Origin of the sequence: Ensifer adhaerens, from assembly GCF_000697965.2 — a bacterium.
GTDB classification, from domain to species: domain Bacteria; phylum Pseudomonadota; class Alphaproteobacteria; order Rhizobiales; family Rhizobiaceae; genus Ensifer; species Ensifer adhaerens.
The window spans coordinates 1,174,734-1,194,613 of sequence record NZ_CP015880.1; the positions used below are offsets into that span (position 1 = coordinate 1,174,734).

At 61.9% G+C, this 19,880-nt stretch carries 22 protein-coding genes and 2 tRNA genes; 10 read left to right on the forward strand and 14 right to left on the reverse strand.

The features are described 5' to 3' along the window. Positions 1-158: 158 nt before the first annotated feature. From rpsM to rplQ, 4 genes are all read left to right on the forward strand, one after another. The gene (gene rpsM / locus FA04_RS05615; RefSeq protein ID WP_034795586.1) at positions 159-527 is read left to right on the forward strand and encodes a 30S ribosomal protein S13; all 369 of its coding nucleotides are present in this window, start codon (positions 159-161) and stop codon (positions 525-527) included. A gap of 226 nt (positions 528-753) precedes the next feature. Continuing rightward, positions 754-1,143: a 30S ribosomal protein S11 gene (gene rpsK / locus FA04_RS05620; RefSeq protein ID WP_003536496.1), complete on the forward strand. Its 390-nt coding sequence runs from the start codon at positions 754-756 to the stop codon at positions 1,141-1,143. Between the two features lie 103 nt (positions 1,144-1,246). Beyond that, positions 1,247-2,257: a DNA-directed RNA polymerase subunit alpha gene (locus FA04_RS05625; protein ID WP_034795592.1), complete on the forward strand. Its 1,011-nt coding sequence runs from the start codon at positions 1,247-1,249 to the stop codon at positions 2,255-2,257. 44 nt (positions 2,258-2,301) lie between these two features. Further along, on the forward strand, positions 2,302-2,727 hold the full coding sequence (gene rplQ, locus FA04_RS05630; RefSeq protein ID WP_034795595.1) for a 50S ribosomal protein L17: 426 nt from the start codon (positions 2,302-2,304) through the stop codon (positions 2,725-2,727). A gap of 160 nt (positions 2,728-2,887) precedes the next feature. Here rplQ and msrQ read toward each other — a convergent pair whose 3' ends face one another. Continuing rightward, positions 2,888-3,541, reverse strand: a complete 654-nt coding sequence (gene msrQ / locus FA04_RS05635; RefSeq protein WP_034795611.1) for a protein-methionine-sulfoxide reductase heme-binding subunit MsrQ — start codon at positions 3,539-3,541, stop codon at positions 2,888-2,890. 2 nt (positions 3,542-3,543) lie between these two features. Beyond that, positions 3,544-4,488 (reverse strand): protein-methionine-sulfoxide reductase catalytic subunit MsrP, encoded by a 945-nt coding sequence (gene msrP / locus FA04_RS05640; RefSeq protein WP_034795613.1) that lies wholly within the window; start codon positions 4,486-4,488, stop codon positions 3,544-3,546. A 198-nt stretch (positions 4,489-4,686) separates the two neighbouring features. Here msrP and FA04_RS05645 point away from each other — a divergent pair, with 198 nt between their 5' ends. The 3 genes from FA04_RS05645 (at position 4,687) to sugE (ending at position 7,924) form a co-directional block, all read left to right on the forward strand. Beyond that, positions 4,687-6,084, forward strand: coding sequence for a DegQ family serine endoprotease (locus tag FA04_RS05645; protein WP_034795616.1), 1,398 nt, complete (start codon positions 4,687-4,689; stop codon positions 6,082-6,084). Then, the gene (locus FA04_RS05650; RefSeq protein ID WP_034795619.1) at positions 6,081-7,394 is read left to right on the forward strand and encodes a replication-associated recombination protein A; all 1,314 of its coding nucleotides are present in this window, start codon (positions 6,081-6,083) and stop codon (positions 7,392-7,394) included. Before FA04_RS05645 ends, FA04_RS05650 begins: the two co-directional genes overlap by 4 nt. Before the next feature lie 215 nt (positions 7,395-7,609). Continuing rightward, positions 7,610-7,924: a quaternary ammonium compound efflux SMR transporter SugE gene (sugE, locus tag FA04_RS05655; RefSeq protein ID WP_034795623.1), complete on the forward strand. Its 315-nt coding sequence runs from the start codon at positions 7,610-7,612 to the stop codon at positions 7,922-7,924. A gap of 134 nt (positions 7,925-8,058) precedes the next feature. On the opposite strand, the gene FA04_RS05660 is transcribed toward sugE, so the two are convergent. The 9 genes from FA04_RS05660 to FA04_RS05700 form a co-directional block, all read right to left on the reverse strand. Further along, positions 8,059-8,844, reverse strand: a complete 786-nt coding sequence (locus tag FA04_RS05660; RefSeq protein ID WP_034795626.1) for an ATP12 family chaperone protein — start codon at positions 8,842-8,844, stop codon at positions 8,059-8,061. Further along, complete coding sequence (locus FA04_RS05665) at positions 8,837-9,502, reverse strand: HAD-IA family hydrolase (RefSeq protein ID WP_034795628.1); 666 nt, start codon at positions 9,500-9,502, stop codon at positions 8,837-8,839. The genes FA04_RS05660 and FA04_RS05665 overlap by 8 nt, the downstream gene beginning before the upstream one ends. Further along, complete coding sequence (locus FA04_RS05670; RefSeq protein WP_034795631.1) at positions 9,502-10,494, reverse strand: RluA family pseudouridine synthase; 993 nt, start codon at positions 10,492-10,494, stop codon at positions 9,502-9,504. The genes FA04_RS05665 and FA04_RS05670 overlap by 1 nt, the downstream gene beginning before the upstream one ends. Positions 10,495-10,707: 213 nt before the next feature. Continuing rightward, positions 10,708-11,085, reverse strand: a complete 378-nt coding sequence (gene crcB / locus FA04_RS05675) for a fluoride efflux transporter CrcB (protein ID WP_034795634.1) — start codon at positions 11,083-11,085, stop codon at positions 10,708-10,710. Positions 11,086-11,157: 72 nt separating this feature from the next. After that, positions 11,158-11,991: an S-formylglutathione hydrolase gene (gene fghA / locus FA04_RS05680; protein WP_034795636.1), complete on the reverse strand. Its 834-nt coding sequence runs from the start codon at positions 11,989-11,991 to the stop codon at positions 11,158-11,160. A 24-nt stretch (positions 11,992-12,015) separates the two neighbouring features. Beyond that, positions 12,016-12,663, reverse strand: coding sequence for a DUF1345 domain-containing protein (locus tag FA04_RS05685; protein ID WP_034795640.1), 648 nt, complete (start codon positions 12,661-12,663; stop codon positions 12,016-12,018). Between the two features lie 48 nt (positions 12,664-12,711). Continuing rightward, entirely contained in the window at positions 12,712-13,152 is a 441-nt protein-coding gene (locus tag FA04_RS05690; protein ID WP_034795642.1) for a YaiI/YqxD family protein, read from the reverse strand. Positions 13,153-13,233: 81 nt separating this feature from the next. After that, complete coding sequence (locus FA04_RS05695) at positions 13,234-14,361, reverse strand: S-(hydroxymethyl)glutathione dehydrogenase/class III alcohol dehydrogenase (protein WP_064816987.1); 1,128 nt, start codon at positions 14,359-14,361, stop codon at positions 13,234-13,236. 69 nt (positions 14,362-14,430) lie between these two features. Next, positions 14,431-14,826, reverse strand: a complete 396-nt coding sequence (locus FA04_RS05700; RefSeq protein ID WP_034804375.1) for a helix-turn-helix domain-containing protein — start codon at positions 14,824-14,826, stop codon at positions 14,431-14,433. Positions 14,827-15,072: 246 nt separating this feature from the next. Here FA04_RS05700 and FA04_RS05705 point away from each other — a divergent pair, with 246 nt between their 5' ends. Continuing rightward, entirely contained in the window at positions 15,073-16,011 is a 939-nt protein-coding gene (locus FA04_RS05705; protein ID WP_234798737.1) for a DMT family transporter, read from the forward strand. 6 nt (positions 16,012-16,017) lie between these two features. On the opposite strand, the gene lipB is transcribed toward FA04_RS05705, so the two are convergent. After that, positions 16,018-16,737, reverse strand: a complete 720-nt coding sequence (lipB, locus tag FA04_RS05710; RefSeq protein WP_034804378.1) for a lipoyl(octanoyl) transferase LipB — start codon at positions 16,735-16,737, stop codon at positions 16,018-16,020. A 193-nt stretch (positions 16,738-16,930) separates the two neighbouring features. Between lipB and FA04_RS05715 the strand changes: the two genes are divergently transcribed. After that, positions 16,931-17,015: transfer RNA gene (locus tag FA04_RS05715), tRNA-Leu, on the forward strand. A 120-nt stretch (positions 17,016-17,135) separates the two neighbouring features. On the opposite strand, the gene istB is transcribed toward FA04_RS05715, so the two are convergent. Together istB and istA are read right to left on the reverse strand one after the other, a co-directional pair. Then, positions 17,136-17,927 (reverse strand): IS21-like element helper ATPase IstB, encoded by a 792-nt coding sequence (gene istB, locus FA04_RS05720; RefSeq protein WP_089046329.1) that lies wholly within the window; start codon positions 17,925-17,927, stop codon positions 17,136-17,138. Then, a complete protein-coding gene (gene istA / locus FA04_RS05725) occupies positions 17,924-19,168 on the reverse strand; it encodes an IS21 family transposase (protein WP_246807031.1) in 1,245 nt (414 codons plus the stop codon). The genes istB and istA overlap by 4 nt, the downstream gene beginning before the upstream one ends. A 459-nt stretch (positions 19,169-19,627) precedes the next feature. Between istA and FA04_RS05730 the strand changes: the two genes are divergently transcribed. Beyond that, positions 19,628-19,712 (forward strand) — tRNA-Leu (locus FA04_RS05730). Positions 19,713-19,880: the final 168 nt, after the last annotated feature.

A 19,880-nucleotide genomic window follows, 5' to 3' on the forward strand; every position in this document is an offset into this window, starting at 1 on the left:
TCGCGACATGAGAGCGGTCGGCGCGGTCTTCAAAGAAAATGAAGTCCGGGTACGGTCGTTTTTGACGTGTCTCGAACCTCAATCAACGTGCGGCTCTTCGAGGTCGCGTAACGAAGCACCTATTGCCGGATGGCAACTGGAACGCAAGGAGAATAGACGTGGCACGTATCGCTGGCGTCAACATCCCGACGGCAAAGCGCGTAGTTATTGCGCTGACCTACATTCACGGGATCGGCCCGAAATTCGCACAGGAAATCATCGAGAAGGTCGGTATTCCGGCTGATCGTCGCGTGCATCAGCTGACGGACGCTGAAGTCCTGCAGATCCGCGAAACGATCGACCGCGACTACCAGGTCGAAGGTGACCTGCGTCGCGAGACCTCGATGAACATCAAGCGCCTGATGGACCTCGGCTGCTACCGCGGCCTGCGTCACCGTCGTGGCCTGCCGGTTCGCGGTCAGCGCACCCACACCAACGCTCGCACCCGCAAGGGTCCGGCGAAGGCGATTGCCGGTAAGAAGAAGTAATTTCCCGAAAAGGGAGATTGGGAGGCTGGTGTCAAACGCCGGCCTCCTTTTGCAGTTTGGAAGGGCGTTTGCCTGACCTTTGTTCGGCCGATCCGGCCGGGCGATATGTTCGCCGGACGATATCTCGTCCTGCGGGAAATGAAGATGCAGGGCAGGGGACGTCAAATCCTTTTCCCGGTGGAGCCGCTGGAATTACGGCGGTGCAGAGATCTAAGAAAGGGATCCTATGGCCAAGGAAGCCACCCGCGTTCGCCGTCGCGAACGCAAGAACATCACGTCTGGCGTCGCGCACGTCAATTCGTCGTTCAACAACACCATGATCACCATCACCGACGCACAGGGCAACGCGATTGCCTGGTCGTCTGCCGGTGCCAAGGGGTTCAAGGGTTCGCGTAAGTCGACCCCGTTTGCCGCACAGATCGCCGCTGAAGACTGCGCCAAGAAGGCTCAGGAACACGGCATGAAGTCGCTGGAAGTCGAAGTTTGCGGTCCGGGTTCCGGCCGTGAATCCGCTCTTCGCGCGCTGCAGGCTGCGGGCTTCATGATCACCTCGATCCGCGATGTGACCCCGATCCCGCACAACGGCTGCCGCCCGCGCAAGAAGCGCCGCGTCTGATCATATGCATTCAATATGCCGGTGAGGGCGCAGATGCGCGCTCCCGGTCTTCGGGGCTCGGTTGCCACGATTGGATGGTGGCAACGAACGGAAGGCAGAAAACATGATCCAGAAGAATTGGCAGGAACTGATCAAGCCGAACAAGGTGGAGTTCGTCTCCTCCGGCCGCACCAAGGCAACGTTGGTTGCGGAACCGCTTGAACGCGGCTTCGGTCTGACGCTCGGCAACGCGCTTCGCCGCGTGCTGCTGTCGTCGCTGCGCGGTGCTGCTGTCACCGCAGTGCAGATCGACGGCGTCCTGCACGAGTTCTCCTCTATCCCGGGCGTCCGGGAAGATGTGACGGACATCGTGCTCAACATCAAGGAAATCGCCATCAAGATGGATGGCGACGACGCAAAGCGCATGGTCGTGCGCAAGCAGGGTCCGGGCGTTGTAACCGCCGGTGACATCCAGACGGTTGGCGATATCGAAATCCTCAACCCGAACCATGTGATCTGCACCCTCGACGAGGGCGCTGAGATCCGCATGGAGTTCACCGTCAACAACGGCAAGGGTTACGTGCCGGCTGATCGCAACCGTTCGGAAGATGCTCCGATCGGCCTGATCCCGGTCGACAGCCTGTACTCGCCGGTCAAGAAGGTGTCCTACAAGGTGGAAAACACCCGCGAAGGCCAGGTTCTTGACTATGACAAGCTGACGATGTCCATCGAGACGGACGGTTCCGTCACCGGTGAAGATGCGATCGCATTTGCGGCCCGCATCCTTCAGGACCAGCTGTCGGTCTTCGTCAACTTCGACGAGCCGCAGAAGGAAGCAGAGGAAGAGGCAGTTACCGAACTCGCCTTCAACCCGGCGCTTCTCAAGAAGGTCGACGAACTGGAACTTTCGGTCCGTTCGGCCAACTGCCTGAAGAACGACAACATCGTCTACATCGGCGACCTCATTCAGAAGACCGAAGCAGAAATGCTCCGCACGCCGAATTTTGGTCGCAAGTCGCTGAACGAAATCAAGGAAGTTCTCGCTTCCATGGGCCTGCACCTCGGCATGGAAGTGCCGTCCTGGCCGCCCGAGAACATCGAAGATCTCGCCAAGCGTTACGAAGACCAATACTAACCATTAGACTGCGGGCGAATGCCTGCAAGTGAAGGAGAATAGCCATGCGCCACGGTAAAGCCGGCCGCAAGCTGAATAGAACCGCCAGCCACCGCAAGGCGATGTTTGCCAACATGGCAGCTTCGCTGATCGAACACGAGCAGATCGTTACGACCCTGCCGAAGGCCAAGGAAATCCGCCCGATCGTCGAGAAGCTCGTCACGCTCGGCAAGCGCGGTGACCTGCACGCTCGCCGCCAGGCGATCTCGCAGATCCGCGACGCCGCTGTCGTTGCCAAGCTGTTCGACACGATCGCATCGCGCTACGCCACCCGCAACGGCGGCTACCTGCGCATCATGAAGGCTGGCTTCCGGCACGGCGACAACGCCGCGCTCGCCGTCATCGAATTCGTTGACCGCGACGTCTCGGCAAAGGGCGCGAAGGATCTCGCCCGCGTTGCTGCAGAAGCCGAAGCTGCTGAAGCAGCCTAAGCCGATCGAAGGCAGAAGATTGAAGCGGCCGGGTGTTCGTCACCCGGCCGCTTTTTCTTTTGGGGCTGTTGCTTAGCGTGCGTTTGACGGTGTGCTCGTTCTGTCACCGTTTCGTCGAAATGCGATCGAGGGTCGATGTCCTGGCGAGGCGAAGATGGCCTCAGGCGCTTCCGGCGGCGGTTCTGACCGACGCATTGGCCGCCTGTCGCTTGCGCCGCAGATACGGCTTGCGCACCAGCCGCCAGACAAGCAGTACGGCGACGAGCCCGAGATAAAGCAGCTGTTCGGCGCCGATGACCTTCACCGACATCGAAAAATGCACGGCGCCGGCGGTGGCGATCACATAGGCCAGGCGGTGAAGCGTGTTCCACCGCGTACCGAGCCTGCGGATCGACCAGTTGTTGGAGGTGAGCGCCAGCGGGATCAGCATGACGAGTGCGGCCATGCCGATGGTGATGAAGGGGCGGCGGGCGATGTCGGCCAGTATGCTCGGAAAGTTTAGCCGCTGATCGAGCAGCATGTAGGCGAGGAAATGCATCAGCACATAGTAGAACGCCAGCAAACCTAAGGCCCGCCGATAGCGCAGCCAGTTGATGCCGAATAGGTCGCGAATCGGCGAGATCGCCAATGTCGCGACGAGGAAACGCAGCGCCCAGAGGCCGAGCAGGTGTTCGAATTCCTTGACCGGGTTTCCGGGCAGTTGGCCCGTAGCGCCGAGATAGAATGCATAGGCGGCGGGCAGCAGACCAAAGCCGTAGAGCCCCCAGACCGAGGCCGAATGGTAGCGTTTCGGGAGCGAGGGCAGGCGGGCCATGATCAATAGTTCGCTCTGAGATCCATGCCGGCATAAAGTCCGGCCACCTCGTCGGCATAGCCATTGAAGGGCAGGGTATCGCGCCGGTTGGAGCCGAAGAAGCCGCCACCGCCGATGCGGTTTTCCGTTGCCTGGCTCCAGCGTGGATGATCGACCGCCGGATTGACGTTGGCAAAGAAGCCGTACTCGTTCGGCGCCGAGAGGTTCCAGGTGGACGGTGGCTGGGTTTCCGTGAGCGAAATACGCACGATCGACTTGATCCCCTTGAATCCGTATTTCCAAGGGGTAACCAGCCGGATCGGCGCGCCGTTCTGGTTGGGAAGCGTCTTGCCGTAGACGCCGACGGACAGCAGCGTCAGCGGGTGACGGGCCTCGTCGAGTCTCAGCCCTTCGCGATAGGGCCAGGCAAGCGGCTGGAAGAACCCGGATTGTCCCGGCATTTCGGACGGGCGCACGACGGTTTCGAACGAGACATATTTCGCGCTGCCAAGCGGCTCTACCTTGTCGAGCAGGGCCGAGAGCTGAAACCCGGTCCAGGGGATCACCATCGACCAGGCCTCGACACAGCGCATGCGGTAGACGCGTTCCTCGATCGGGAGCGCTAGCAGTTCCTCGAGCCCGAATTCCTTCGGCTTGCCGACGAGGCCATCGACTTTCACGGTCCAGGGCGTTGGCTTGAAGCTGTTCGAATTGGCAGCAGGGTCGCCCTTGCCGGTCCCGAACTCGTAGAAATTGTTGTAGCTGGTGACGTCGGCCTCCGGCGTCAGGTCTTCGTCGACAGTGTATTTGCTCTTGGGCGCGCCGAGTGCGGCCGCCAGCCCCGTGCCGCTGCCCGCAAGCAGCATGCCGCCGCCGGCAGCAGCCCCTAGGAAGGTGCGGCGGTTGAAAAAGAGGGCCTCCGGGGTGATCTCGGAGGAAACGATTCGCGGCGGGCGGTAAGATGGCATGGTCTTTTCCGAAGTGATTTATGAGCCTTGTCTTCTATGAACTCACCAGACTTTCGATCACCGTGAAAGGGGTTGCGAACCACGTTTTCGTGCGTAGCGCGTGAAGCTGGCAACTTTGCATATCCTGCGCCAACATTTGCCTTTTTTCCCGCGAAATCCTATCTGAACGTAGCCGCGACGAATAGGAGAATGCTTTACATGATCGTAGGTCGAAGAGCGCTTGTTTCGCTCGTCATCGCTGTTTCTCTCGCCTGTCCGGCATTGGCCCAGGAGGCCAAGAGCGTTCCGCAATCGCGGACCGAAATGCAGCTTTCCTTTGCGCCTCTCGTCAAGCAGACGGCAAATGCCGTCGTCAACGTCTATGCCGAGCGGGTGGTCGAGCGCCGTTCGATTTTCTCCGGTGACCCCTTCTTCGAGGAGTTCTTCGGCCAACGCATGCCGAACCGCTCGGAGAAGCAGTCTTCGCTCGGTTCCGGGGTGATCGTCGGCAAGAACGGCATCGTCGTGACCAATAACCACGTCATCGAGGGCGCCGACGATATAAAGGTGGCGCTGGCCGATGGCCGCGAGTTTCCCTGCAAGATCGTGCTCAAGGACGACCGGCTCGACCTCGCTGTTTTGAAGATCCAGTCGGACGGTCCCTTCGACATCGTGCCGCTTGGTGATTCCGATGCAGTCGAGGTCGGCGACCTCGTGCTCGCGATCGGCAACCCCTTCGGCGTCGGCCAGACGGTGACGAGTGGCATCGTCTCGGCGCTCGCGCGCAATCAGGTCTCCTCGGGTGATTTCGGCTTCTTTATCCAGACGGATGCGGCGATCAACCCGGGTAATTCCGGCGGTGGCCTTATCGACATGAACGGCCAGCTCATTGGCATCAACACGGCCATCTTCTCCAAGGGCGGCGGTTCTAACGGCGTTGGCTTTGCCATCCCCGCCAATCTGGTGAAGGTCTTCGTTGCGTCGGCCGAAGGTGGCAACGGCGCCTTCGTGCGTCCTTTCATCGGCGCCAGCTTCGAGCCGGTCACTTCGGAAGTGGCCGAAGCCCTTGGCCTCAGCCGCGCCCGTGGTGCGCTGGTGACCGCCGTCGTGGCCGGTGGCCCGGCCGAACAGGCCGGTATCAAGCCCGGCCAGGTGATCACCGCCGTCAACGGCATCGAGGTCGAACATCCCGACGCACTCGGTTATCGCCTGACGACGGTCGGCATCGGTCATGAGGCGCGCGTCACCGTATCGGAAAACGGCAAGCCGCGGGAAGTGACGATCAAGCTCGACCGGGCGCCCGAGACCTCGCCACGCGATGAACGGCTGATCGAAGGTCGTAACCCCTTCGCCGGTGCAGTCGTTGCCAACCTGTCGCCGCGCCTTGCCGACGAGCTGCGCATGTCGACCTCGCTGCAGGGCGTCGTCGTCATGCAGGTCAACCGCGGTTCGCCCGCCGCCCGCATCGGCCTCGAGCCGAAGGACATCGTGCGGTCGGTCAACGGCACGGCGATCGACACGTCGAAGACGCTGGAACAGGTAATGGCCGACGATGCCTCCTTCTGGCGTGTCGAGATCGAGCGCGACGGCCAGCTCATCCGTCAGTTCTTCCGATGAGCGACCTGTTCACCGCCCACGAACCACCGGAAATGGCGTCGGCAAGACCGCTTGCCGACCGGCTTCGCCCGCGAACGCTTGCCGAAGTCACCGGTCAGGATCACCTGACCGGTGAGGATGGCGTGCTGTCGCGCATGATTGCTTCGGGTTCGCTCGGGTCGATGATCTTCTGGGGGCCGCCCGGAACAGGCAAGACGACCGTGGCGCGGCTGCTTTCGGGGGAGGCGGGTCTCGCCTTCGAGCAGATCTCCGCGATCTTCTCCGGCGTCGCTGATCTCAAGAAGGTGTTCGAGGCGGCGCGGGCAAGGCGCATGTCCGGCCGTCAGACGCTGCTTTTCGTCGACGAGATTCATCGCTTCAACCGGGCACAGCAGGACAGTTTCCTGCCGGTGATGGAAGACGGCACCGTGATCCTTGTCGGCGCGACGACGGAAAACCCATCCTTCGAACTCAACGCCGCTCTCCTGTCCCGAGCCCGGGTGCTGACCTTCAAGCCGCATGGCGAAGACAGTATCGAGGAACTGCTGTCGCGCGCCGAAGAGTCCGAGGGCAAGAAACTGCCGCTCGATGCGGATGCGCGCGCCAGCCTCATCCGCATGGCCGACGGCGACGGTCGCGCTGCGCTGACGCTGGCGGAAGAAGTCTGGCGCGCGGCGCGGCGCGACGAGATCTTCGATGCGGCAGCACTCCAGAACATCGTCCAGCGCCGGGCGCCGGTCTATGACAAGGGCCAGGACGGCCACTACAATCTGATCTCGGCCCTGCACAAGTCGGTGCGTGGCTCTGATCCGGATGCCGCACTCTACTATCTCTGCCGCATGTTCGATGCCGGCGAGGATCCGCTTTATCTCGGGCGGCGCCTGGTGCGCATGGCGGTCGAGGATATCGGCCTTGCCGACCCGCAGGCCCTGGTGATCTGCAACGCCGCCAAGGACGCCTATGACTATCTCGGCTCGCCCGAGGGCGAACTGGCGCTTGCCGAAGCCTGCGTCTATCTCGCGACCGCGCCGAAATCGAACGGCGTCTATACCGCCTACAAGGCAGCGATGCGGGCGGCGAAGGAAAACGGCTCGCTGCTGCCGCCGAAACATATCCTCAACGCCCCGACGAAACTGATGAAGGGTGAGGGCTACGGCGACGGCTACCGCTACGACCATGACGAGCCGGATGCTTTTTCCGGCCAGGACTATTTCCCCGAGAAGATGGGGCGCAGAAACTTCTATGATCCGCCGGAGCGCGGTTTCGAGCGCGAGATCCGCAAGCGGCTGGAATGGTGGGCGAAACTCCGTCGGGAGCGCAACGCACCGTAGGGGCAGACTTGCAGACCCCTCACGTTTCCATGGTTTCAACGACAGCGTGAAATGGTTTAGCTTTGCCGCGGACGCAGGGCTGATTTGCCCTTGACCGCCTTGCCGGCGAAACTGGAGTGTGAGATAGAACCCGCGTTGCAGACGGCTGCACGGTTCGCAAAGGCGATACCGAACATCCGCGGGGACGGCCTCGCTCCAAACTTTGGGAGTTTGACATGGCCTGGTTCCTTCTTCTGCTTGCCGGTATTCTTGAAATCGGCTGGGCAATTGGTCTCAAATACACGGATGGTTTTACGCGGGTGACACCGACGATCCTGACCGTCGGTTCGATGATCCTCAGCATCGCGTTGCTCGGTCTCGCCGTGCGGACCCTGCCGCTCGGTACGGCTTACGCTGTCTGGACCGGCATCGGCACCGTCGGCACCGTGATCCTCGGCATTTTCCTGTTCGCAGAGCCGGCAACCTTCGTTCGCCTTGGCTGCATCGCGCTCATCGTCAGCGGTATCGCCGGCCTGAAGCTGGCCGCTTAACGCTGCGGCTATTGGCTTCCGTTACGTTAGCGCGAACAGAGCCGCTCTGACGCCGACATATTGAACAAAAAAGAAAGCGGGCTGCGCGTCGGAAGACACGCAGCCCGCTTCGCATTCCGTGGTATCCGGTGTCGTCAGCGCAGGGCGTCAAGAACCGTGGCGACCGCCTGCATTTCCTGCCAGCGGTTCTCGCGGCGGCGGAAGGCCTCCTCGTCGGTTCCCCAATGTTCGATCTGCCAGTCCTCGTCGACATGGGCGGCCGTCCAGGCTTCTTCGGCGGATATCCGGCCGGAAGCGAAGGCGAGCGCCAGCAACGCAGAGCCGGTGAGGCTCGTCACCGTGTGGACGCAGGTGAGGCCGAGCGGGGTTGCGAAGGCGCGCAGGCCTTCGGCATAGGCGGAAAGTGCTTCCTCCGGCTGCTCCTGGTGGATCACGCCTTCGGCGAGGATGAAACGGGCGCCGAGTGCCTGCTGGGCCCACTCGATCACCGGGTTCCAGATTTCGTTCTGGCGGGCGACAAGGCCTTCCGGGCTATCGGCGCGATAGCAGAGCATGTCCGTTCCGGCGAAACGCAGGATATCGTCGAAGACCGAGCGCTGGTCCTTGGCGACGCCGTCAAGTGCGGTATTGACGATACGCGTGATCGGCATCTTGCCGGGATCGATGACCTCTGCCTGCGCATCCCATTCGGCGGCGAGCATGTCGGCGAGCTTGCGCGTCGGCACGGCAAGCGGCTGCTTGGCCGGCGTGCGCACGGTGCGGCCGTCGAGCAGCACCGCGTGCGTATCGCCATCGGCCGCGGCCACGCTGACGTCCTTGTAGAAGCGCTTCGGTAGTGGCTTCAGCATCTGGATTTGCGCGCGGCGGACCGGATCCTCGTGGCTCATCGCACCGCTGAGTTCGTCGCGAATATCAGACATGATTGTGTTCCATCCATTCAATGATGTCGGCCGGCGTCCGGGCAACGAAATCCGCGCCCGCCTCGATGAGGTCGGGAACGGAAGCATAGCCCCAGGCGACGCCGATGGCGGATGCTCCAGCGGCCTTGGCCATCTGCATGTCGTAGATCGCGTCGCCGATGACGACCGTATCCTTCGCATCGATGCCGGCTTCAAAGCAGCATTCCGTCACCATGGCCGGATGCGGCTTGGAGGGGCAGTCGTCGGCGGTGCGGGACACGAAGAAGATCCGGTCGAAGCCGTGAGTCTCGGAAATATGCGTCAGGCCGCGACGCGACTTGCCGGTTACGGCGCCGATCAACAGTGCGTCGCGTGACGACAGCGTCTGCATCATGTCGGCGATACCCGGAAACAGAAGCTCCTGGAAGCCTGCCTCTGCGCGAACGCCGGCGAAGATCGACTTGTAGTGCGCCGTCATCGCCAGCGCCTGATCGTCGACATGTTCGCGGCCGAGCAGGCGCGCGATGGCAATGTCGAGGGTCAAGCCGATAATGCTCTTGGTTGCCGAGAGGGGCGGGCGCTCGAGATCGAAGGCCTCGAAGGTGCGCGCCATCACTTCATGGATCAGGCCTCCGCTATCGACCAGCGTACCGTCACAATCAAAAAGCGCCAGTTTCATCAGTCGTCCTCGCCAGGCTCGTTCTCTTCGAAGCCCAGCAGGTTCCAGCTCTGGACCATGTGCGGTGGCAGCGGTGCGGTCACGCGCAGGCGGCCACCGTCCGGGTGAGGAATATCGATATGGCGCGCGTGCAGATGCAGACGGTTCTGCATGCCGCCGGGCAGGCTCCAGTTGATATCGGCGTCGAAATATTTGGGGTCGCCGAGGATCGGGTGTCCAATGTGCAGTGCATGGACGCGAAGCTGATGGGTGCGGCCGGTATAGGGCTCCATCTCCAGCCAGGCGAGGTTCTGTGCGGCCTGTTCGCGAATACGGTAGTAGGAGATGGCGTGGTCGGCACCGTCTTCGCCGTGTTTGGCGATGCGCATACGGTCGCCATCCGGCGTCTGCTCCTTGACGAGCCAGGTGGAGATGCGGTCTTCGCGCTTGCGCGGCACGCCCTTGACCAGCGCCCAGTAGGTCTTTTTGGTGTCGCGCTCGCGGAAGGCGGCGGTCAGCTTCTGCGCTGCACCCCGGGTGCGGGCGATCACCAAGACGCCTGACGTGTCGCGGTCGAGCCGGTGGACGAGACGCGGCTTTTCGCCCTTCTGGTTGGTCCAGGCTTCAAGCATCTTGTCGATATGTCGGTTGACGCCCGAGCCGCCCTGAACGGCAAGGCCGGCAGGCTTGTTGAGCACGATAACCTTGGCGTCCTCGTGCAGCACCATGCGCGACAGCAGTTCGCCGTCGGGTGAGTTCCTGAGGTCGCGTCCGGCGATCGGCCCGGTCTTGGTTTCCTTGGGATCCACTCCGAGCGGCGGAATGCGGATCGTCTGGCCGGGCTGGATCCGCGTGTCGGATTTGGCGCGGGCACCGTCGACGCGGATCTGGCCGGAGCGCAAAAGCTTCTGCAGCGGGCCGAAGCCCAGTCCCGGAAAATGCACCTTGAACCAGCGATCCAGGCGCATGCCCGCCTCGTCACCGTCCACCTGCCTGTGTTCTATGCCTGCCATTTGAGCGAACCTGCCTTCTGTTTGGTCGCAGCGTCGCGCGTCGGTCCGAAGCCCCTGCGTTGGGATGACGCAAAGAGGAGGCTTCAGGCGCGCAAAGGCTGCCGCAATATTTTCGTTGCTGCATGACAATGCCCTCGAAGCGACAACGGTTGAAGGACAATGCAGCAATGCGCCGCGTGTCCCCTGGATACGCAGCGCCTGTAAGACGAGCCTTTAGACTATTGCGCGCATCAGAGCCAGCCCGCTGAAGACCGCGAGGATCGAAAGCGCGACACTGGCGATGACATAGACGGCCGATAGCATGACATCGCCGCGCTCGAAGAGCGTGATTGCGTCCAGCGAGAAGGTGGAAAAGGTGGTGTAACCGCCCAGAATGCCGGTGATGAGGAAGACACGCATGTCCGGCGAGGCGCCGAACTTGCGCATGATCACTTCGGCGAGCACGCCGATCAGGAACGACCCCGTTATGTTGACGCCAAACGTGCCCCAGGGAAAGCCGGACCCGAAGCGGTGAACGGCCCAGAGACCGACGAGATAACGCAGCATCGAGCCGATCGCGCCGCCGGCGCCAACAAGGAGAAGGTGGGTCATCAGTCGCTCCGGGTAGATTGACGGCGCAATTCCGCGAAAGCGGCTTTCATACGAAATTGCGCCATTCGGTGGCTAGATCAGCCGCTCGGCATGCCAGCGCAGATGATCGTCCATGAAAGTCGAGATGAAGTAGTAGGAATGGTCGTAGCGTTCATGCATGCGCAGCGTCAAATCGATGCCGGTGCCCTTGACCGCTTCCTCGAACAGCCAGGGACGCAGGCCGTTTTCAAGGAAGCTGTCCGCCTTGCCCTGATCGATCAGGAACCCGGGGAAGCGCGCACCATCCTTGACGAGCGCGCAGGCATCATATTGGCGCCAGGCGGCGCGGTCCGCGCCCAGATATTTCTCGAAGGCGCCGATCGACCAGTCGGCGGTCGAAGGCTCGACGATCGGGGCGAAGGCCGAGCAGCTCTTGAAGCGGCCCGGGTTCTTGAGCGCGATGGTCATGGCGCCGTGACCGCCCATCGAATGGCCGAAGATGCCCTGGCGGCTCATGTCCATGCGGAAGTGCTGGCTGACGAAGGCGGGCAGCTCCTCGGTGATGTAGCTATACATCTGGTAGTGCTCGGCCCAGGGCGTTTCGGTGGCATCGAGATAGAAGCCTGCACCCTTGCCCATCTGCCAGTTCGTCAGTTCGTCGGGAACATCAGTGCCGCGCGGGCTCGTATCCGGGCAGACGACGATCAAGCCAAGCTCGGCGGCCATGCGCCGGTACTCGCCTTTCTCCATGACGTTCGCATGCGTGCAGGTGAGGCCGGAGAGATACCAGAGCACCGGCCGCGGCTCGTTGATTGCCTGCGGCGGTACAAAGACGGCGAAGGTCATCTCGCCCTTGCATGCCTCGGACTCGTGCGAAAAGACGCCCTGCATGCCGCCGAAGGTGGTGTTTTGCGAAAGGACTTTCATGGGATGCTCCTTGGATAAAGATGCTCAACCGGCAAGCTGCACGGCCGCATTGACGGCGGCGGCGACGAGCACGGTGTTGAAGAAAAACGATACGATGGCGTGTATCAGGTTGATGCGCCGCATGGCCGTCTTGGTGATGGCGACATCGGAGGTTTGCGCCGTCATGCCGATGACGAAGGAAAAATAGAGGAAGTCAAAGCCGCCGGGCTCGGGCGTTTCGGGAAAATCGAGTCCGCGTGCCGGTTCGGTGGTCGGACCATCGGGTGCTGGGACCCAATAGACATGGGCGTAGTGCATGGCCGCCATCATGTGGATCGTTGCCCAGCCGAGCACAACGGAGGCAAAGGCGAGGCCGAGCGCCAGCGCCGAGCCGGACTTCTCGCCGTTGAGCGCGAAAAACAAGGATACGAGCGAACTCGCGGCTGCCCCGAACGTCACGAGCAGGATCACGACCTCGGGCTCGTCGGTGTTCCTGGCATGGGTCTTCAGATGCCGACCGGTCATCATCCGCAAGCGCCGCCAGCATAGGACGAGATAGACGCAGAAGAAGGTGATCGCTGCCCCTTCAAGGGCGAAACGCTGCGCCACGAACCAGAGGACAGGCACGCTTGCGAGCGCGCACAGAATGGCGGTGTAAAACGGCCAGTGCCTGAGCTTCGTCGTCGCTGCCATGCTAGTGCCCCTGCGATTGCGGGCCCCATGGTCCCGCCCGTTGCGCGATCATTTTTTCGACTGACGCGCGAGTCGGTCAAGGGTTTCGAGGAAGGTGGATCGATCGCGCGGTGTGAAGGCGGCGTTGTAGCCCTTGCTCTCGCCGGTCTCGCGCAGGTGCTGTCCGAGATCGCGCATCGCAGACGCCATGCCGATATTGCCCTTGTCGAAGACCCGGCCGGAGGGGCCGGTGACAAGTGCGCCGGCGGCAACGCAGCGAACGGCAAGCGGCACGTCGGCGGTAACGACGATATCGCCCTCGTGCGCCCGTTCGGCGATCCAGTTGTCGGCCGCGTCGAAGCCTGCCGAGACGATGACATTGTGCACCATCGGGTCGCGCGAAGGGCGCAGGCCCGAATTAGCGACCAAGGTCACCTCGATCCCGTGGCGCTCGGCCACTTTCAGGATTTCGGCTTTCACCGGGCAGGCGTCTGCGTCGACATAGATCATCTTGAATCAACTTCTCAACGGGACTGAAAAAGGCGCCGGAAATCAATCGTCTCCGGCGCCTCCTTGAATCAAAATAGCAGCTTAGTAGAGAACGACCGAGCGGATGCTCTCGCCAGAATGCATCAGTTCGAAGCCCTTGTTGATGTCTTCGAGCGGCATCGTGTGGGTGATCATCGGGTCGATCTCGATCTTGCCTTCCATGTACCAGTCGACGATCTTCGGCACGTCGGTGCGGCCGCGCGCGCCGCCAAAGGCGGTGCCCATCCAGGTGCGACCGGTGACGAGCTGGAACGGCCGGGTGGAGATCTCCTGGCCGGCGCCGGCAACGCCGATGACGACCGACTTGCCCCAGCCGCGATGCGAGGCCTCGAGCGCCTGGCGCATGACCTTGGTGTTGCCGGTGCAGTCGAAGGTGTAGTCGGCGCCGCCGATCTGGTCGGCTCCGCGCTTGGTCATGTTGACGAGGTACGGCACGATGTCGTCGCCGACCTCCTTCGGGTTGACGAAGTGGGTCATGCCGAAGCGTTCGCCCCAGGCCTTCTTGTCGTTGTTGAGGTCGACACCGATGATCATGTCGGCACCGGCAAGGCGCAGGCCCTGAATGACGTTGAGGCCGATGCCGCCGAGACCGAAGACGATCGCAGTCGCACCCATTTCCACCTGTGCCGTGTTGATGACGGCGCCGATGCCGGTCGTCACGCCGCAGCCGATGTAGCAGATCTTGTCGAACGGCGCGTCCGGGTTGACCTTGGCAACCGCGATCTCCGGCAGCACCGTGTAGTTGGCGAAGGTCGAGCAGCCCATGTAGTGGTGGATCGTGTCCTTGCCGATCGAGAAGCGCGAGGTGCCGTCGGGCATCAGGCCTTGGCCTTGCGTCGAGCGGATCGCGGTGCACAGATTGGTCTTGCGCGACAGACACGATGGGCAGGAGCGGCACTCGGGCGTGTAGAGCGGGATGACGTGGTCGCCCTTCTTCACCGAGGTCACGCCCGGGCCGACGTCGACGACGATGCCGGCGCCTTCATGGCCGAGGATCGCCGGGAACAGGCCTTCCGGATCGGCGCCGGACAGGGTGAAATCGTCGGTGTGGCAGATGCCTGTGGCCTTGACCTCGATCAGCACTTCGCCGGCCCGCGGGCCTTCGAGCTGAACCGTCATGACCTCGAGCGGCTTGCCTGCCTGAACGGCAACGGCGGCGCGTACATCCATCTATTTTCTCCTTGGACTGAAATGACGTCGGGCCGCCAGAACGGCGGCCCTAAGTGGAATCGCAATAGGTTATCGAATGTTCTGTTGAACGCGATTGAGTTCCATCTCAAGAGCGGCAATCGCCTTGCCGGTCTGTTCGTGCAGCTTCTTGACGAGGGCGAGCTGCTCGCGCAGGCCGTCCTTCTCGTCGATTGCGTCGGCATCCGGCGCGCGGCCGAGCCCGGCGATCAGCCAGGCCGGGGTGACGCCGAGTACGCCTGCAAGCATGAACAGCCGGTTTGTGCGGGGTTCGGCCCGATCCCGTTCCCAGGCCGCGATCGTCTCCGTGCGCACGCCGAGTTGATCGGCCAGTTCCTTGGCGCTGAGATTTGCGGCGTCGCGCGCCCTCCAGATGCGTCCTCCCAGCGTATCACCGTCGCTGGTGTCGCGCAGGCGGGCAATCATCGTTTCGGTGGACAAGCGCATGGACATCTCCTTTGCCACGGTCACGTTCAAAGGTCCCGAACCATGGGGGCCGACGGCCGACCTTTGGATCCGGGGCGGAAGATTGTCCTGAGCTTATAGGCATTTGGGCGGCGAGGGACCACCCCGAAGCGCCAAAAACACCGTCAATTGCGGCTAGGGCGCGGATAGTTCTTTCTCCGTCGCATCCTCGGCCGTTGAAAACCAACGCGTAGGCTCTAATGTGCGGCGGCCACAGGAGCTTGCCCCATGACAGACGCCCGAACTGCGACCACCGAACCCGCCGACACGGTGATGCAGGGCGTCGCCATCATGCTCTTTGCCATGGTCATCCTGCCGGGTATGGACGTGATTGCGAAATACATGGCCGTCTATGAGGGCATGTCGCCGGGGCAGGTGACCTTTTACCGCTTCTTCTTCCAACTGGTAGCGACGCTACCGATGCTGCTTGGCGCCGGTGGCCTGCGGGCGCTGAGGCCAAAGCGGCCCTGGGCCAATCTGCTGCGCGGTGTACTGCTGGCGACCGCGGCCTTGTTCTTCTTCATATCGGTGAAGTACATGCCGCTTGCCGACACCTTCGCCATCTATTTCGTCGAGCCCTTCATCCTGACCTGTCTTTCGGCGGTGTTCCTCAAGGAAAGAGTGGGCTGGCGGCGCTGGCTCGCCATTGTCGTCGGTTTCGGTGGAGCGATGATCGTCATCCAGCCGAGCTTTGCCGCTTTCGGCCTGACCGCGCTGTTGCCGGTTGCCTGCGCCTTCGTCTTTGCCTGCTACCTGCTCCTCAACCGTGCTGTCGGTACCGGCGACTCGCCGCTGACGATGCAGACAATAGCCGGCATCGGCGGCACATTGACGATGGCGCTGGTGATCCTGATCGGCAACGGCATGGGCAGCGCCGATTTCGTGCCGTCGCTGCCGAAGTCGCCGCTTGGCTGGATGCTCGTGATCGTGCTTGGCGCGCTGTCCGGCTACGGCCATCTGCTGGTGGTCAAGGCGTTCCGGGCGGCACCCGTCTCGCTGCTCGCGCCGTTTCATTATTTCGAGATCGTCACGGCGACGGCGCTCGGTTATCTCATCTTCGGAGACTTTCCGTCGCTCTCCAAATGGCTTGGTATCGCCATCATCGTTGGCTCGGGCCTCTTCATCATCTGGCGTGAGCGGCAGGCTGGACGTCGAACGGCAAGTTGAACGGGCTTACGGCGCGTCGTTCCGCGTCGGACCGAACACGGTCTCGAAGGCCTCGCGCAAGCGGATGTCCACGTCCGGCATCATTACGGGCAGGCCGAGATCGACGAGGCTGGTGACGCCATAACCGCGAATGCCGCAGGGCACGATGCCGCCGAAATGGTCGAGATCCGGGTCGACGTTGAGCGCAAAGCCATGGAAACTCACCCATTTGCGCAGGCGGATGCCGATCGCGGCGACCTTGTCTTCCGACATGGAGCCGTCGGGCAGGGCAGGCTTTTCCGGGCGCCGCACCCAGACACCGACCCGGTCTTCACGCCGCTCGCCCCGAACGTTCATCGAATCGAGCGTGGAGATGACGACGCTTTCGAGTGCCGCGACGAAAGCGCGTACGTCCTGCTTCCTGCGCTTGAGGTCGAGCATGACGTAAACGACGCGCTGGCCCGGGCCGTGATAGGTGTATTCGCCGCCGCGGCCGGTGGCAAAGACCGGAAAACGGTCGGGCATGACGAGATCGGCGGCGTCGGCACTGGTGCCGGCCGTATAGAGCGGCGGATGCTCGACGAGCCAGACCAGTTCATCTGCGGTGCCGGCGGCAATCGCCGCGGCTTCCTGCTCCATCAGCTCGACGGCCTGCGGATAATCGACCAGTTCGGAGGCAATCCGCCAGCGAACCGGGGGTGATTCCGGAGGGGCAAACATGTCCTGGCTCAGATTTTCACGCTGCATTCGCTCGGCATTCCTGTTTTTTAGAGCCTGTACATGGGATGGCGCGAGGCAAGAGTCCAGCGTTTCCGGGGCTCCTTGGGCGGGCTGTTGAAATAGTTTCATTTCCCGTCAAAATTCTGTCGTGATCCCCTTGTGCCCCCCAGGGGCTTTTGCTACATGCAGCCCCGTCGACGCAAGTCGGCCCTACCACGATGCGGTCGTGGCGGAATTGGTAGACGCGCAGCGTTGAGGTCGCTGTGGGGCAACCCGTGGAAGTTCGAGTCTTCTCGACCGCACCAAAAAAACCCGGCTTCGGCCGGGTTTTTTGTTTTTAATCCTGGTGTTATCCAATTAGGCCTATCAAGCGTCATCGTGAACTGGTCCTTAGGCGACACGCAAATCTGGTCCGCCAAGGGTGTTTAGTTACTCTCCATACCGGCTGCCGTCGTGGACTTCTGTAGAAGCCCGCTACGGCGCTTTTCTCGTAGCCTGTAGCTGTCGCCACGGATTGTGATGACGTGGCTGTGATGCAGCAACCGATCAAGGATAGCAGTTGCCACGACGGGGTCGCCGAACACTGTTCCCCATTCTCCGACACTGCGGTTGGAGGTGACGAGCATTGCACCCCGCTCGTAGCGCCTCGATACGAGCTGGAAAAATAAGTGGGCTGCATTGGGCTCGAGTGGAAGATAGCCAAGCTCGTCGATGATGAGCAGCTTGGGCTTGGCGAGAAACCCAAGTCGTTCTTCCAGGCGTCCTTCGCCATGTGCTCTCACGAGCGTTGCGACCAATGCCTGCGCCGTTGTGAACAACACCGTGTAGTTTTGACGGATGACCTCTCTTCCAAGCGCAATCGCGAGATGGGACTTCCCAACGCCAGGTGGACCGAGCAGCAGCAAGGCATCACCATTTGCCACCCAACGGGCGGTGGCGAGTTCTCGTATCTGTTGCGGATCGACACTGGGCTGCGCCTCGAAATCAAATCCCTCGAGATCTCGTGCATGCGGGAAATGCGCGATCTTCATCGCCATGATGATGCGTCTCTCGTCCTTCCTTGCAATCTCGCGTTCGCACAGGAATGCGAGCGTCTCGCGAATGGTGAGATCCGCGCGCGAGGCTTCGTCAAGAAGGTTGTCGAGCTGGTCGCGGATGGCGGTGAGCTTCAGCCGGCTCAGCCAGCCGATCAGCGTGTCGTGATCAACTGCCATCACCATTGCCCTCCGATCAACCGCTCATATTCCGACAGTGGGCGAAGAAGTTCGGGCAGCTTGGGAGCGGGCGGATCGGCCTGCGCGGCTTGCTTGACAGGCATGCCGAAGCCGCTGACGCCGACAAAATGGGCGGGATCCGTCAGGCGACGATGACGCCCGTGTGACTCGGCGTGGCTCGCGACAAGCTGACCAGCATGGAATACGCGGACCTGGCCACCGCTGATCGTCACCTCGACAATCTCGCCGATGAGCCGCCACGGGACTGAGTAGGCGTTGGTGTCGACCTCAACGGCGCAATCGGCGTGGACCTTGCGCAGCAGTTCTCGGATCTGACGAAATGGCGGCCTGCCATTTAGTGGGTGTAGCGTCATAGCTTCGTCGCGGACAAAGCGCTCAAGTGGTGGTTCGCCTGTCGTGCCATGGCATCGAAGATCGGCAACCGTGCGCATCCACCACGCAAGGTGCAGGTGAAGGCCTTCCATGCTGTCAAAGCTGTGTCCGGCAAGTGCGTTGTGCTTCACATACCCGACGCCTCGCTCGTCCTTGCCTTTGGTACGAGCCCGGTATGGTGCACATGCGCGAGGACGGAAGTCCCAATAGCGGGAGAAGGCATGCAGCCGATCGTTGAACACGACCTCGCGGGTCACCGCGTCGTGCCGTGTTACCAATGCCGCAGCATTATCGAGAAGGACCTCGCTTGTGACACCGCCAAAATGCCTGAAGGCTGCCTCCATCCCATCGAACCAGGCAGACTGACGGTCGTGGAGAAACGCCGTCGCGTATGTGCGACGCGAATAGCCAAGCGTTGCCACGAAGATGTAGACGCGGACTTTCTCGCCTCCGATCTCCATTCGCTTCTCGCCAAAATCGATCTGTATCTGATGGCCTGGCGGTGTCTCGAAGCGCATCGTCGCTAAAGCCGATGCCGCCAACTGCTGCCGATACCCCGCGACCGCTCGCTCAACCGTGCGCAGACTGACCTCAATGCCGAGTTCTCGAGCCAGATCCTGCCGCACGACATCAGCATTGCCGCCATGGCGAAAGAACCGCTCACGGACCCACGCTTCATGCTTCGAGAGCTGCGTTTCCCGGCGGGCTCGCCGATACCCGCGCCAGCCACCCGTCTCGATGTATCGCTGTACCGTCGTGCGCGAGCATCCCAGCTCCGCCGCGATCCGCCGCGTGCCCCACCCCAGCTTCTTGAGCCGCAGCATCGCAGTCACCTCGTCCGGTTCGAGCATCGCTTCTCTCCGCGCCAATCTCGCGGAGATCTTCGTACCTGTCTCAACGTCCATTAGTCCCTCCTAAGGTCTGAAAGGGGGACCAGTTTTAGGTGTCGCTACCGGACCAGTTTTACATGTCGCCTGACAAGGCCTTCTGCCCGGGCGCAACCGGCGCATCCCTTTGTCTTCCAGTCCATATCATGCGTTCGAATAGGGGTGGCGGCCGTCGCTGATCTTGCGCGCGAATGCCGAACGAATTGCCGACGATCCCGTCGTGGCGAGAGCGAGCCTCGAAAGGCGTCGGGAAGGTTCGTTCGCTGGTCTGAAATGCGCGCGCTGAACGCCGTCTTTTCGCGCCGCACTGTGAATGCCCTCCCGTCCGTCGCCATCGTTTAATTTGTCCACAGCCATCCCTTGTGCACTCAAGGGGCTTTTGCTACATGCAGCCGCGCCGACGCAAGTCGGCCCTACCACGATGCGGTCGTGGCGGAATTGGTAGACGCGCAGCGTTGAGGTCGCTGTGGGGCAACCCGTGGAAGTTCGAGTCTTCTCGACCGCACCAAATACCCGGCTTCGGCCGGGTTTTTTGTTTCAAATCCATGTTTAGCTTCCCCGTTCTGGCGCGCCCTGATCGGCGGCATCGTGATGCCTTCTGGCAATCCGAGTCTCGCTCGTTTCGCGCTGAGTTGGCCGGTAGAAAATGGCTTGGGTCGCCCTTTGATGTTAAGAT

Bases quoted from the DNA above. Each gene is read 5' to 3' on its own strand.
- rpsK (WP_003536496.1), top strand. From the start codon at position 754: ATGGCCAAGGAAGCCACCCGCGTTCGCCGTCGCGAACGCAAGAACATC.
- FA04_RS05625 (WP_034795592.1), top strand. From the start codon at position 1,247: ATGATCCAGAAGAATTGGCAGGAACTGATCAAGCCGAACAAGGTGGAG.
- rplQ (WP_034795595.1), top strand. From the start codon at position 2,302: ATGCGCCACGGTAAAGCCGGCCGCAAGCTGAATAGAACCGCCAGCCAC.
- msrQ (WP_034795611.1), bottom strand. From the start codon at position 3,541: ATGGCCCGCCTGCCCTCGCTCCCGAAACGCTACCATTCGGCCTCGGTC.
- msrP (WP_034795613.1), bottom strand. From the start codon at position 4,488: ATGCCATCTTACCGCCCGCCGCGAATCGTTTCCTCCGAGATCACCCCG.
- FA04_RS05645 (WP_034795616.1), top strand. From the start codon at position 4,687: ATGATCGTAGGTCGAAGAGCGCTTGTTTCGCTCGTCATCGCTGTTTCT.
- FA04_RS05650 (WP_034795619.1), top strand. From the start codon at position 6,081: ATGAGCGACCTGTTCACCGCCCACGAACCACCGGAAATGGCGTCGGCA.
- sugE (WP_034795623.1), top strand. From the start codon at position 7,610: ATGGCCTGGTTCCTTCTTCTGCTTGCCGGTATTCTTGAAATCGGCTGG.
- FA04_RS05660 (WP_034795626.1), bottom strand. From the start codon at position 8,844: ATGTCTGATATTCGCGACGAACTCAGCGGTGCGATGAGCCACGAGGAT.
- FA04_RS05665 (WP_034795628.1), bottom strand. From the start codon at position 9,502: ATGAAACTGGCGCTTTTTGATTGTGACGGTACGCTGGTCGATAGCGGA.
- FA04_RS05670 (WP_034795631.1), bottom strand. From the start codon at position 10,494: ATGGCAGGCATAGAACACAGGCAGGTGGACGGTGACGAGGCGGGCATG.
- crcB (WP_034795634.1), bottom strand. From the start codon at position 11,085: ATGACCCACCTTCTCCTTGTTGGCGCCGGCGGCGCGATCGGCTCGATG.
- fghA (WP_034795636.1), bottom strand. From the start codon at position 11,991: ATGAAAGTCCTTTCGCAAAACACCACCTTCGGCGGCATGCAGGGCGTC.
- FA04_RS05685 (WP_034795640.1), bottom strand. From the start codon at position 12,663: ATGGCAGCGACGACGAAGCTCAGGCACTGGCCGTTTTACACCGCCATT.
- FA04_RS05690 (WP_034795642.1), bottom strand. From the start codon at position 13,152: ATGATCTATGTCGACGCAGACGCCTGCCCGGTGAAAGCCGAAATCCTG.
- FA04_RS05695 (WP_064816987.1), bottom strand. From the start codon at position 14,361: ATGGATGTACGCGCCGCCGTTGCCGTTCAGGCAGGCAAGCCGCTCGAG.
- FA04_RS05700 (WP_034804375.1), bottom strand. From the start codon at position 14,826: ATGCGCTTGTCCACCGAAACGATGATTGCCCGCCTGCGCGACACCAGC.
- FA04_RS05705 (WP_234798737.1), top strand. From the start codon at position 15,073: ATGACAGACGCCCGAACTGCGACCACCGAACCCGCCGACACGGTGATG.
- lipB (WP_034804378.1), bottom strand. From the start codon at position 16,737: ATGCAGCGTGAAAATCTGAGCCAGGACATGTTTGCCCCTCCGGAATCA.
- istA (WP_246807031.1), bottom strand. From the start codon at position 19,168: ATGCTCGAACCGGACGAGGTGACTGCGATGCTGCGGCTCAAGAAGCTG.